Here is a 13,692-nt window from a genome sequence, read left to right as displayed (position 1 = left end):
TGGGTGGCTTATGACTCGAGGCTCTAGCCGCCGGAGCTGGACAGAAAGAAAAGCGGAGGATGCTTACCCGCTTATATCTGATTTTATAAGATCATTAACAGCAAAAAGGAGTCTCGTGCTCCTGCTACATATTGAATTTTGAGGAGGCAAACAAATGGCTGAAAATCGTCATAAAGATTTAGGGCTAAGCGATGATAAGGTATTGGAAATGTATGAGACCATGCTGCTTGCCCGCCGGATTGATGAGCGGATGTGGCTTTTAAATCGTTCAGGCAAAATCCCCTTCGTTATATCCTGCCAGGGGCAGGAGGCAGCACAGGTAGGCGCTGCTTTCGCCCTTGACACTGATAAGGATTATGTACTGCCATACTATCGCGATATGGGCGTAGTGCTTACATTCGGGATGACGGCAACAGAGCTGATGCTGTCAGGTTTTGCAAAGGCTGAAGATCCGAACTCGGGAGGCCGTCAGATGCCGGGCCACTTTGGGCAGAAGAGAAACAGAATCGTAACGGGCTCATCCCCAGTTACAACACAGGTTCCTCATGCTGTAGGAATTGCCCTTGCAGGAAAGATGGAAGGAAAGGACCTTGTAACCTTCACTACCTTTGGAGAAGGATCCTCCAATCAGGGTGACTTCCATGAAGGTGCAAACTTTGCAGGGGTCCATAAGCTTCCTGTCATTTTCATGTGTGAAAATAACAAATATGCCATTTCCGTCCCGATTGAAAAACAGCTGGCATGCGAAAATGTTGCCGACCGTGCTGTCGGCTATGGGATGCCTGGCGTGACTGTTGACGGCAATGACCCGCTTGAAGTATACAAGGCTGTGAAGGAAGCTGCCGACCGCGGCCGCCGCGGAGAAGGTCCTACACTTGTTGAAACAGTATCATACAGGCTGACACCGCACTCATCAGACGATGATGACCGCAGCTACCGTGCACCGGATGAAGTGGCTGAAGCAAAGACAAAGGATCCGATCATCACTTTTGGCGCTTATCTGAAGGAAACAGGCCTCATGAATGATGAGCTGGAAAAAGAAATCAATGACCGGGTGATGAAACTGGTTAATGAAGCAACTGAATATGCAGAAAACGCACCGTATGCTGATCCGGAACATGCGATGAAATATGTCTATGCTGAGAAGTAAGGGGGAAAGAAAATGGCTGTAATTTCTTATATTGATGCCGTAACTATGGCAATCCGCGAAGAAATGGAAAGAGATTCAAAAGTATTTGTTCTAGGGGAAGACGTTGGGAAAAAAGGCGGAGTATTTAAAGCGACTCAAGGCCTGTATGAAAAATTTGGCGAGGAACGCGTAATCGATACCCCGCTTGCTGAATCTGCCATCGCGGGTGTTGGAATTGGTGCAGCGATGTACGGAATGCGCCCGATTGCAGAAATGCAATTTGCCGATTTCATCATGCCTGCCGTTAACCAGATCATTTCGGAAGCTGCCAAGATCCGCTACCGTTCAAACAATGACTGGAACTGCCCGATGGTCATCCGTGCCCCATACGGCGGGGGAGTCCATGGTGCCCTTTACCATTCCCAGTCAGTTGAAGCCGTATTTGCCAATCAGCCAGGACTGAAGATTGTCATGCCTTCTACTCCTTATGATGTAAAAGGGCTGCTGAAGGCAGCTATCCGGGATGAAGATCCGGTCCTGTTCTTCGAGCATAAGCGGGCATACCGCCTGATCAAGGGCGAAGTCCCAGATGATGATTATGTGCTTCCAATCGGCAAGGCAGATGTGAAGAGGGAAGGCGAAGACATCACAGTCATCACTTATGGCCTTTGTGTTCACTTTGCCCTCCAGGCTGCAGAGAGACTTGCGAAGGATGGCATTTCTGCACATATCCTTGATTTGAGGACTGTTTATCCGCTTGATAAGGAAGCAATCATTGAAGCTGCTTCCAAAACAGGAAAAGTGCTTCTCCTTACAGAAGATAATTTAGAAGGAAGCATTATGAGCGAAGTGTCTGCCATTATCGCCGAAAACTGCCTGTTTGAACTTGACGCGCCAATCAAGCGCCTTGCAGGGCCTGATATCCCGGCAATGCCATATGCGCCAACGATGGAAAAATACTTCATGGTCAACCCTGACAAAGTAGAAAAAGCCATGAGAGAACTCGCTGAGTACTAAGAAAAGCGGAGGCGACTGTTCAGGTGCGACAAGCATAAGACGAGCAGGACGGAAGGTTGTTCTTTAACCTTCTGGCCTGAATGGCTTATGACTCGAGCACCTAGGAGCCGGAGCTGGACAGTAAGAAAAGCGGAGGCGACTGTTCAGAATTAAGGAACGCAGGCTAAAAACGCCACGTCCTGTGGCAACGCCTGCATGACCCGCGTCCTGCGGGCCCAGCATAAGACGAGCAGGACGGAAGGTTGTTCTTTAACCTTCTGGCCTGATTGGGTTATGACTCGAGTACCTAGGAGCCGGAGCTGGACAGTAAGAAAAGCGGAGGGCGCTGCCTTAGCAGCGCCGCCCATAAAATATCTATAGCAATGGAGGGTATGCCAATTGGCTATTGAACAAATAAAAATGCCGCAGCTTGGTGAGAGTGTGACAGAGGGCACCATCTCCAAGTGGCTTGTTTCTGTCGGCGATACAGTAAATAAATACGACCCTTTAGCTGAGGTCATGACAGATAAAGTGAATGCAGAAGTCCCATCTTCTTTTACCGGTGTAATAAAAGAACTGATTGCCGGGGAGGGAGACACACTTGCAGTGGGTGAAGTGATCCTGACGATTGAGGTTGAAGGCGGGAATACTGACGAGGCAGCTGGAAAAGAGAATTTCAAGACAGAAGAAAAAGCGGCATCTTCAGAAACAAAGCTGGAAGAAAGCAGTCCATCCAAGGCAAGATATTCGCCTGCAGTGCTAAAGCTCTCCCAAGAGCACGGCATCGACCTGAACCTGGTGAACGGAACAGGTGCAGGAGGCCGCATTACAAGGAAGGATCTCCAGAAGCTGATTGATTCAGGGGATATTCCTCAGGCTGAGGCAAGGCAGGAAGAGCCGGCAGCCTCACAGAAGGCACAAGAGCCTGCTGCACAGACTCAGGTTCAAGCTGAGCCGGCAGCAAAGCAGCCAGCTGCTGCGCCGAATGTTCCAGTCGTGCCTGGTGATATAGAAATTCCGGTAACAGGTGTCCGTAAGGCAATTGCCGCAAATATGCTCCGAAGCAAGCATGAAGCACCGCATGCGTGGACAATGATGGAAGTGGATGTTACGAATCTTGTCGACTACCGCAACTCCATCAAAAATGAATTCAAAACAAAGGAAGGATTCAACCTGACTTTCTTTGCATTCTTTGTCAAAGCAGTAGCCCAGGCCCTTAAGGAATATCCGCAGATTAATTCAATGTGGGCAGGGGACAAGATCATCCAGAAAAAAGATATTAATATCTCCATTGCAGTCGCAACAGACGATGCGCTTTTTGTGCCAGTAATCAAGCATGCTGATGAAAAAACGATCAAAGGCATCGGCCGTGAAATCGCAGAGCTTGCCGGCAAAGTGCGGAGCGGCAAGCTGACTTCAGCAGAAATGCAGGGCGGCACATTCACAGTCAATAATACCGGCTCATTTGGGTCTGTCCAGTCAATGGGCATCATCAACTATCCTCAGGCTGCAATCCTGCAGGTTGAATCGATTGTTAAGCGCCCGGTCGTCATGAACAATGGCATGATCGCAGTCCGGGATATGGTCAACCTTTGTATGTCGCTGGACCACCGTGTCCTTGATGGCCTTGTGTGCGGACGGTTTCTGCAGAGGGTTAAAGAGATACTTGAGAACACATCAAAAGAAAATACATCTGTGTATTAAGAAGAACGAAAGGCGCTGCAGTTTAATCAAGCTGCAGCGTTTTTTGGCTTTATTTGAAAAGGGAGAACGTCCTTTGTCCTTCGTTGCCAGTTTAGCTCTTGTATACTACAATAATATTAGAAAAATAATTTAGAATATTGATGAATTTCAGTTCCTGGGAGGAGGGAAGCTGCTGTCACAAGCAGCGTTCTATGAGTTATCAAGAGATGGAGAAAATATCATTTCCCGAAAAAACGATGGAAGATTGGAAGCGGGCAGCAGAATCCGCTTTAAAAGGAAGGGCGGCAGAGTCATTAGACCGGCTTACATATGAAAACATAAAATTGAAACCGCTTTATTCTGCAGAAACATCAGCCCTTACTCCAAAATCGCAATATCCGGGGCAGGAGGATTTCCGGCGGGGCATTGAACCTCTCGGCTACAGCAAAGCTGATTGGAAAATTGCCCAAAGGATTTCCGGAGAAACTGCAGAAGACCTGAAGCAGGAGTTAAAGCGGGCGCTGGAGAATGGCCAGAATGCTATTGTTCTTCCTGTTGAAGAGCATTTCCTTGAAAGCTTTGCGGGAATACTGGATGGAGCACATAGAGAATACCCTTTTGCCATCAATGCTGCGGGCAGCCAATCCAGCATGCTTGCTGTTCTGGAAAACCTGCCGCAATCTAAGGAGATACACGGTTATATAGGAAGGGACCCGCTGGCTGAAGCTGCATCAGAGGGTCTTCCAGGAGATCAAATGGTGGAAGGGCTTTATGATGATTGGGCGGTTACATTGGAGAAAGCGGGGGCTGAGATGCCGAAGCTTAGGACGATTCTTGCCGATGCTGTCCCTTATCATAATGGGGGAGCCCATGCTGCGCTTGAAGTGGCAGCTGCAGCCGCTGCAGCGACAGAGCATGTGAGCAGACTTTTGGACCGCCATCTTTCCCTGGAGGATATACTTTCAAAATTGGTTTTCAGCTTCGCGTCAGGCGGAAACTTCTTTATGGAGATTGCCAAGCTGAGGGCCGCCAGAATTATATGGGGGAAAATCGCAGCTGCCTTCGGAGCACCAAAAGACATGCAAAAAATGGTCATTGCAGCAGAAACATCGTATTTCACAAAAACGATGGCTGATCCTTATGTCAATCTGCTTCGGTCAGGAAATGAAGCTTTTGCCGCGGTGATTGGAGGAGTCCAGTACCTGCAGGTGAGAGCATTTGATGAAGTTTTGGGGAGTTCAGGATCTTTTTCGCAGCGGCTTGCCCGCAATATACAGCTGCTTCTCAGAGAAGAGGCGCATCTTCTGAAGGTGGCAGACCCTTCAGGGGGATCCTGGTATATTGAAAGCCTGACAAATGAACTGGCGGAAAAAGCGTGGGATATCTTCCTTCAGATTGAATCCTTCGGCGGCATGGCTGATGCGCTGGAGAAAGGATGGATCCAGGAGCAGACAAGAGAAATCCTGGAGAAAAAGAAGCATGATGCCGAGACGAGGAAGAAAAGTATAATTGGCACAAATGTTTATGCGAATCTTGAGGATAAGCTGCCTGACAGGGGAGGCAGGCTTAAAGAGGGGGCTAACTCCGGCTGGACAATTAGGCCGCTTCACCAGGAGAGGCTATCAGCCACATTTGAGAATATCAGGACAAAGGCCCAGGAATTGAGACGCGGCGGCGGGCAATTGCAGGCGGGGCTGATTTCACTCGGGGAATTAAAGGAGCATAAAACAAGAACCGACTTTGCTGCCGGCTTTTTCGCTGCCGGGGGAATTGCTGCTGAACACAGCCCGGGTGTCAGTGGATTCCCTGATGCAGAAGCGCTCCTGAAAAGGGATTATACCTGCTATTGTATTTGCGGAACCAATCAGCAGTATGAGACGGCTGGCAAACAGCTGCTAAGAGAATTAAAGGAGAGGTATCCGGAATCGGTTGTTTACCTTGCGGGGCATCCCGATTCACCGGCGGAAGAATGGAGGGAGCTTGGCATTCATGACTTCATAACTGCCAAGAGCAATGTCTGTTCAATTCTTGGAAAGCTGCTAGAAGAAACAGAGGTGAAAATGAATGGCTAACAAACCGGATTTCAAGAGCATCAGTTTGTTCGGCGCAAGCCAAAAGGAAGCGGAATATGAGTGGAAGCAGGAGGCCGGCAGGCTGGCTGGAGGGGATGCCGGCAGCCTGCGGTTCGAGACCAATGAACATATTGGGATCAAGCCGCTGTATACGGAATCGGATATTAAAGGACTGGACCATCTGGATGATAAGCCCGGCCTTCCTCCGTACACAAGGGGTCCCTATGCGACCATGTATGTCAACAGGCCATGGACAGTCCGCCAGTATGCCGGCTTTTCAACAGCAGAAGAAAGCAATCAGTTTTACCGCAGAAACCTGGCCATGGGGCAAAAAGGACTATCGGTTGCTTTTGACCTGGCTACACACCGCGGCTATGATTCTGATCATCCGCGGGTGGTGGGGGATGTAGGAAAAGCGGGGGTGGCCATTGATTCAATCATTGACATGAAGACCCTGTTTGACGGGATTCCGCTTGACCAGATGTCTGTGTCGATGACGATGAACGGTGCTGTCCTGCCTGTTATGGCATTCTTTATTGTAACGGCCGAGGAGCAGGGTGTGAGCCAGGAAAAACTGTCAGGCACGATCCAGAACGATATCCTTAAGGAATATATGGTCCGCAATACATATATCTATCCGCCTGACATGTCGATGAAGATCATTGCGGATATCTTTGAATATACATCCCAGTATATGCCAAAGTTCAACTCTATCAGTATATCAGGCTACCATATGCAGGAGGCGGGAGCACCTGCAGACATTGAGCTCGCCTATACGCTTGCAGACGGGCTTGAATATGTCAGGACCGGGCTGAAGGCCGGAATCGGCATTGACTCTTTTGCCCCTCGGCTCTCCTTCTTTTGGGCAATTGGGATGAACTATTTTATGGAAGTGGCAAAAATGCGGGCGGCAAGGTATATCTGGGCGAAAATGATGAAATCCTTCGACCCGCAAAATCCGAAATCCATGGCTTTGCGGACGCATTCCCAAACATCGGGGTGGAGCCTCACAGAGCAGGATCCATTCAATAACGTAACAAGGACGCTGATAGAAGCCCATGCTGCGGCGATGGGGCATACCCAGTCGCTTCATACGAACGCACTGGATGAAGCCATCGCGCTCCCGACTGATTTTTCCGCAAGGATTGCCCGCAATACCCAGCTCTACCTGCAGGAAGAGACAGGCATCACGGATGTGATCGACCCATGGGGAGGATCTTATTATGTAGAATCTTTGACCAATGAGCTGATCCAAAAGGCGTGGCAGCATATTGAAGAGATTGAGAGCCTTGGAGGCATGGCCAAAGCTATTGAAACCGGTCTTCCGAAAATGAGGATTGAAGAAGCGGCTGCCAGGAGGCAGGCCCAGATTGACAGCAGGAAAGAAACCATTGTCGGAGTGAATAAATACAGGCTTGAAAAAGAAGACCCGATCGACATACTTGATATTGATAATACAGCCGTAAGGCTTAAGCAATTGGATAAGCTTGAAAAGCTGAAGAACACAAGGGACAGTGAAAAAGCTGCCGCGGCGCTTGAAGCCCTGGCGAAAGCTGCAGATACAGGAGAAGGGAACCTTTTAGATCTTGCCGTGAAGGCTGCCAGGGCCAGAGCGACTCTTGGGGAGATTTCTTTTGCTATCGAAAAGTCAGCGAGGCGCCATAAAGCAGTCATTCGTTCTATCAGCGGCGTGTACAGTTCTGCTTTTACCAATGAAGAAGAAATTGCCGAGGTGAAGAGCCTTACGGACGGGTTTCTTGAAAATGAAGGAAGGCGCCCGAGAATCCTTATTGCCAAGATGGGCCAGGATGGCCATGACAGGGGAGCGAAGGTAATTGCCACGGCATTTGCAGACTTGGGCTTTGATGTGGATATCGGACCGCTTTTCCAGACTCCGGCTGAAACAGCTCTTCAGGCAGTGGAGAATGATGTTCATGTGATTGGCATGAGCTCGCTTGCAGCCGGCCATAAAACACTTCTTCCACAGCTGGTTGAAGAGCTAAAAAAGCTGGGCAGGGAGGATATACTCGTCATTATCGGGGGAGTGATACCAGCTCAGGATTATCAATATTTATACGATAACGGGGCATCCGCCATTTTTGGGCCTGGGACGGTCATTCCTGCCGCTGCCCAGAAAGTCGTGCAGGAGATTTACAGAAAGCTTGGCTATGAGGAAGTGGCTGAATAATGAAGGACAAGAAGCCGAGCTGGCATGATGGCAGGCCGCCAGACCTTTTCTCCACTTCCCTTCGTGAGGGGAAGGAGATGGCTGCTCCCCAGCCTTTTGTACAGAAGGGCCCGAAATTCCAAAAAAAGAAGTCGGACCATCTGTCGGCGGATGAGCTGAAGAAGGGGATCCTTTCAGGAAACAGGAGCCTTCTGGCAAAAGCAATCACGCTGGTTGAGAGCAATGCAGAGCGCCATTTCAGAACTGCTCAGGAATTGCTGCAGGAGGTTCTTCCCCACACCGGCAATTCGATCAGAATCGGCATTACTGGAGTGCCCGGGGCAGGAAAGAGCACCTTTATCGAGGCGTTTGGGAGCCTTCTTTGCGGGCAAGGGCATTCAGTGGCAGTGCTGGCTGTCGACCCGAGCTCAAGCATCAGCGGCGGAAGCATTCTTGGCGATAAAACGCGGATGGAAAATCTCTCGAGAAATCCAAATGCCTTTATCAGGCCATCAGCTGCAGGTGGCAAGCTTGGCGGCGTGCACCGGAAAACCCGGGAGACCATGCTTTTGTGCGAGGCGGCAGGCTATGATGTGATTATTGTTGAAACAGTCGGGGTTGGCCAAAGCGAAATCATTGTCAGGGAAATGGTCGATTTCTTTATGCTGCTTGTCCTGACCGGGGCCGGAGATGAACTCCAGGGGATGAAAAAAGGCATTATGGAAATTGCAGATGCCATCATCGTCAATAAAGCAGACGGTGCTAATGAACCCCAGGCATTGAAGACAAGAGAAGAATATTCACGCATTGTCCATTTTCTTCAGCCGGCTACAAAGGGCTGGGAAACGAAAGCTCATGCCTGCTCTGCCCTGACCGGCAAAGGCATCCTGGAAATTTGGGAAGAGATTAAAAGCTTTAAGGACTCTGCCTCCCATTCCGGCGTGTTCAGCCAGAGAAGGCGGGAGCAGTCGAAGGAATGGATAAACAGCATGATCATGGATCAGCTTCAATATAGCTTCTTCCAGCATCCAGAGGTCAGAAAAGAGCTGCCGCAAATGGAAAATGAAGTGATCTCCGGCGGAAGGACGGTTGCTTCTGCCGTTGAGCATTTATTTGCTCTTTTTAAAGAGGCGAGAGAATAAAAAAGCGGCCGGTGTTCAACGGAACACCGGCCATATCTAGGGAGTTTAGGGGTATGGATCTAGCTGTACTGTTATCATTCCCCAATATCTGGCTAATAAACTTTATTTTAGAATTTTATTGGATTTTAGTGGGCGGATTTTATTGTTACTTGGCCTAAGCAGGCTTCTTTGAGTTGAATGCATTGAAAAAAGCAGCATGAAGTTGCTATTATTAGAAGAGATATAAGTCTAACTATTTATATGAGGGGCGATAAAGAATGAATATGGATTTTAATTTGTTTATGAACGATGTCGTTCGCCAGGCCCGCCAGGAAATTGTGGCAGCCGGATATACAGAGCTCACCACTCCGGAGGATGTTGATCATGCGCTGTCCCAGAAAGGCACGACGCTTGTAATGGTCAATTCTGTCTGCGGCTGTGCCGGCGGGATTGCACGCCCTGCTGCAGCTCACTCTCTGCATTATGATAAGCGCCCTGACCAGCTTGTGACGGTCTTTGCGGGGCAGGACAAGGAAGCGACAGAAAAGGCGCGGTCTTATTTTACCGGATTCCCTCCATCATCACCATCTTTCGCACTTATGAAAGACGGAGAAATTATTACAATGGTGGAGCGTCATGAAATTGAAGGGCACGAACCAATGGCAGTAGTCCAAAAGCTTCAGGATGCTTTTGATAAATATTGCGAAGAAGTTTAAGTATCATACAAGAAAACCCCTGCTGAACGCAGGGGTTTTTTTTTTCGTGCAGTAAACCGGCAAACCCTGATTTCTCCGGAAAAAAGCTATAAAACTTTTATTAAATAGTAATAATATAATTAAAATATATATTTATATTTAATTATATTATTGCATAAATATTAATATGTGTTAAAATTCATTGTAGTGAATAAGTATTAACTTAGTGTTTTTACTTGAAATAACAGGATCTAACACTATAAAATACTACTAATTATGAAAATAATTAATTTTCTAAAAACTATAGGAGGAAAGTAAAATGAAAAAGAGTATGTTGCTGTTTTTGGTAAGTATATTGGCAGCTGGAATCCTGGCAGCCTGCGGGGCGAGTGAACAGCCTGCTTCAAGCGGCGGTGAAGCGGGAGATTCAGGATCAGATGATGAAAAGGTGCTGATTATGGGTACTTCGGCTGATTATCCGCCATTCGAGTACATCGATACTGCAAAAGGCGATGATATTATCGGTTTCGATGTTGATCTTGCAAATGCATTGGCAGAAAAGCTTGGCTATAAAGTTCAGGTTGAGGATATTGAATTCAGCGGGCTCGTTCAAGCGCTGAAATCCGGCCAGGTAGATATTGTATTGGCGGGAATGTCTCCGACTGAAGAACGCAAAAAGAATATTGACTTTACAGATATCTACTACACTGCGAGACATATGATTGTGACAAAGAAGGACAGCGGGATCGAAAAGCTTGAGGATCTAAAAGGCAAGACAGTCGGCGTCCAGCTGGGATCCATCCAGGAAGGGAAAGCAAACGACATTGCTGAAGAGATCGATATCAAAGTTGAAAACCGCAACCGTATCCCTGAGATTGTTCAGGAGTTGATGACCGGCCGCTTTGATGCTGCCATCATTGAAGATACAGTAGCAACAGGCTATTTTGAATCAAATGAAGATCTCAATGGATTTGTCATTGAAGATGAAGAGGAGCTTGGATCTGCTATTGCCCTTCCGAAGGACAGCGAGCTGACAGACGATTTCAACAAAGCCCTTCAGGAAATGAAGGACAGCGGCGAGCTTGAAGAATTAGTACTGAAATGGTTTGGCGGAGAAGAGTAATTTTGTGGCTGATGTTCAGCAGGAATTCCTGCTGGACATTTTGCATCCGCTGGAATGGACAGCCTTTCAGTCCGGGCTAGCGAACCGAATGGACAAGCTGCCGAAGATAAGCAGGCTGCCATTGAATGCGCCTCAGAAAGAGAGGAATGAGACAGGTTATGAATTTGGATTTTGCTCAGTTTATCCCATCAATGCCATATATATTAAAAGGGATTGGCGTCACCCTGCAAATTGTGCTGCTTGCCGGCCTTCTTGGCTTTGCACTCGGAATTATTCTTGCATTATTTAAGATAAGCTCTTTAAAGTATCTTGGCTGGCTGGCGGATGCGTATACTTCCATCTTTAGAGGAACGCCGCTCGTGCTTCAGCTGATGCTCATCTATTATGGATCTCCCCAGATCCTCGGCTTTCAAATAGAGCCTTATGCAGCAGCAGTGCTGTCTTTCGGACTTAACTCCGCAGCTTATATATCAGAGATCATCAGAGCCGGGATACTGGCGGTGGACAAAGGGCAGCGGGAAGCTTCAATGGCCCTTGGGATTCCTTATAAAAGGATGATGTGGGATATCATCCTCCCGCAAGCACTGAAAAACATCCTTCCAGCCCTCATGAATGAATTTATCACACTTACGAAGGAATCAGCGATCGTTACAACAATAGGAGTCATGGATATTATGCGCCGTTCCTATCAGGTGGGCGCCGAGAAATATTCCTTCTTTGAGCCTCTTCTGATTGCGGGCCTGATTTATTATGTAATGGTCATCACATTGACGATCATCGGCAAAGCGGTTGAAAGGAGGATGAGGCGAAGTGATTAAGGTAGAGAATCTGCACAAAAATTTCGGCAGCCTGGAGGTGCTGAAAGGGATCAGCACAACGGTCCAGGACGGTGAAGTGGTGGCGGTCATCGGCCCTTCCGGCTCCGGGAAATCAACATTTCTGCGGTGCCTGAATCTGCTTGAGCAGCCAACGGATGGCAGGATATTCATCGGCAAAGAGGAAGTAACCGGCCGGAAAACGGATATTATGAAGGTGAGGCAGGAAGTAGGCATGGTTTTTCAGCACTTCCACCTGTTCCCGCATATGACAGCGCTGGAGAATCTCACATATGCCCCGATGAAAGTAAAAGGAGTTTCCAAGCAGGAAGCTGAAAAAATCGGCACCGGGCTTTTGCAGAAGGTTGGCCTTTCAGAGAAGGCTAATGAATATCCGAACCGCCTGTCAGGGGGACAAAAGCAGAGGGTGGCCATTGCCAGGGCGTTGGCTATGCAGCCGGACATGATGCTGTTTGACGAGCCGACATCTGCCCTGGATCCCGAAATGGTCAAGGAAGTGCTGGACGTCATGAAATCCCTTGCCCACAGCGGTATGACCATGGTGATCGTGACCCATGAAATGGGCTTTGCCAAGGAAGTGGCAGACCGGGTCCTCTTTCTGGATGGAGGGGTTCTTGTAGAGGATTCTCCTCCGGAAGAATTTTTCTCGAGTCCCAAAAGTCCAAGGGCAAGAGACTTCTTGCAAAAAGTGCTTTAAAACGTATAATTAGGAAGAAGATGGTCCCAGATCATCTTCTTTTTCAATTGGCCGGCTTTTCCCACGGCATATCGGGGAGGCTTTACATAAGTTTATTTACAGCCTTCAGGGGTATTCATTTCCGCTGAATGGCTGCTTGTATAGGAGTGCATGATATGAAATTCAGAATAGGATACCGAACGATTAAAACTGCTGCCGGGACAGCTGTTTCCATTATCATTGCACAAATGCTTGGGCTTAATAACTTTGTATCTGCAGGCATATTGACGATTTTATGCATCCAAGTGACAAAAAAAAGGTCGCTTACAGCTTCCTGGGCCAGATTCCTGGCCTGTCTGCTTTCTATGGTCTTTTCCACCGTATTCTTTGAAGGTATTGCATATCATCCGGCTGTGATCGGGCTGCTGCTGTTATTCTTCATCCCCACGGCTGTGATGCTGAAGGCAAGTGAAGGGGTGGTGTCCAGCAGTGTAATCACCCTGCATATTTATTCTGCGGGCGAGGTTACTGGCAGCCTGCTTTTGAATGAACTTGGAATCATAACTGTCGGGATAGGAGTGGCACTGCTGGCGAATCTGTATATGCCAAGCCTTGACAGAAAGCTTGAAAAATATCAGCTTCAGATTGAAGATAACTTCAAAAGGATATTTGATGAAATCATCACCTATCTCCGAACCAATGAAAGTGACTGGGACGGCAGGGAGATCACCGGTACAGAGAGGCTGATCTCGGAAGCCAAGACCCTTGCCTTCAGGGATGTTGAAAATCACTTCCTGCGCAATGAAAACTCCTACTACCATTATTTTAAAATGAGGGAAAAGCAATTTGAAATCATTGAAAGGGTGCTGCCGACCGTTACATCGATCGGCCTTACTGTGGAGCAGGGAGAGATTGTCGCTGATTTCATCGAAGAGCTGTCAAACAATATTCATCCCGGCAATACAGCGATTGTGTATCTGGAAAAGCTGCTGCGGATGAAGCTTTCTTTCGAAGAGAGCGACCTCCCACGAACAAGGGAGGAGTTTGAAGCGCGTGCGGCCCTCCTGCATTTTGTTAAAGAAATGGAACAATATTTGGTCATTAAAAGCTCTTTTAAAGGATTGAAAAAAGAGAAAAGCGCATAATCGGGGGCATGCAGGCAGAAGCTATTCAAAAATGATACAGGCTGGTGAA

At 48.1% G+C, this 13,692-nt stretch carries 11 protein-coding genes; all 11 read left to right on the top strand.

Going from position 1 to position 13,692, the window contains the following annotated elements; genetic code table 11:
* Positions 1–154: 154 nt before the first annotated feature.
* Entirely contained in the window at positions 155–1,150 is a 996-nt protein-coding gene (locus tag N288_RS16420) for a thiamine pyrophosphate-dependent dehydrogenase E1 component subunit alpha (protein WP_009794977.1), read from the top strand.
* 12 nt (positions 1,151–1,162) lie between these two features.
* A complete protein-coding gene (locus tag N288_RS16415) occupies positions 1,163–2,146 on the top strand; it encodes an alpha-ketoacid dehydrogenase subunit beta (RefSeq protein ID WP_009794978.1) in 984 nt (327 codons plus the stop codon).
* A gap of 378 nt (positions 2,147–2,524) precedes the next feature.
* Complete coding sequence (locus N288_RS16410; RefSeq protein ID WP_009794980.1) at positions 2,525–3,829, top strand: dihydrolipoamide acetyltransferase family protein; 1,305 nt, start codon at positions 2,525–2,527, stop codon at positions 3,827–3,829.
* A gap of 191 nt (positions 3,830–4,020) precedes the next feature.
* Complete coding sequence (locus N288_RS16405; RefSeq protein WP_022544174.1) at positions 4,021–5,880, top strand: methylmalonyl-CoA mutase subunit beta; 1,860 nt, start codon at positions 4,021–4,023, stop codon at positions 5,878–5,880.
* On the top strand, positions 5,873–8,068 hold the full coding sequence (gene scpA / locus N288_RS16400; RefSeq protein WP_009794982.1) for a methylmalonyl-CoA mutase: 2,196 nt from the start codon (positions 5,873–5,875) through the stop codon (positions 8,066–8,068). The genes N288_RS16405 and scpA overlap by 8 nt, the downstream gene beginning before the upstream one ends.
* A complete protein-coding gene (meaB, locus tag N288_RS16395) occupies positions 8,068–9,189 on the top strand; it encodes a methylmalonyl Co-A mutase-associated GTPase MeaB (RefSeq protein ID WP_009794983.1) in 1,122 nt (373 codons plus the stop codon). The genes scpA and meaB overlap by 1 nt, the downstream gene beginning before the upstream one ends.
* Before the next feature lie 257 nt (positions 9,190–9,446).
* A complete protein-coding gene (locus N288_RS16390; RefSeq protein WP_009794984.1) occupies positions 9,447–9,884 on the top strand; it encodes a BrxA/BrxB family bacilliredoxin in 438 nt (145 codons plus the stop codon).
* A gap of 298 nt (positions 9,885–10,182) precedes the next feature.
* Positions 10,183–10,986, top strand: coding sequence for a transporter substrate-binding domain-containing protein (locus N288_RS16385; RefSeq protein WP_022544173.1), 804 nt, complete (start codon positions 10,183–10,185; stop codon positions 10,984–10,986).
* A 158-nt stretch (positions 10,987–11,144) separates the two neighbouring features.
* The gene (locus N288_RS16380) at positions 11,145–11,804 is read left to right on the top strand and encodes an amino acid ABC transporter permease (RefSeq protein WP_009794987.1); all 660 of its coding nucleotides are present in this window, start codon (positions 11,145–11,147) and stop codon (positions 11,802–11,804) included.
* Entirely contained in the window at positions 11,797–12,519 is a 723-nt protein-coding gene (locus N288_RS16375) for an amino acid ABC transporter ATP-binding protein (RefSeq protein ID WP_009794988.1), read from the top strand. Before N288_RS16380 ends, N288_RS16375 begins: the two co-directional genes overlap by 8 nt.
* A 155-nt stretch (positions 12,520–12,674) precedes the next feature.
* Positions 12,675–13,643: an aromatic acid exporter family protein gene (locus N288_RS16370; RefSeq protein ID WP_009794990.1), complete on the top strand. Its 969-nt coding sequence runs from the start codon at positions 12,675–12,677 to the stop codon at positions 13,641–13,643.
* The last annotated feature ends 49 nt before the right edge of the window (positions 13,644–13,692 follow it).

This window comes from Bacillus infantis NRRL B-14911, assembly GCF_000473245.1.
In the GTDB taxonomy this organism is placed as follows: Bacteria; Bacillota; Bacilli; order Bacillales; family Cytobacillaceae; genus Bacillus_AB; species Bacillus_AB infantis.
Note: the sequence above shows the minus strand (reverse complement) of the source record. Positions and strands in the feature narration are given on the sequence as shown.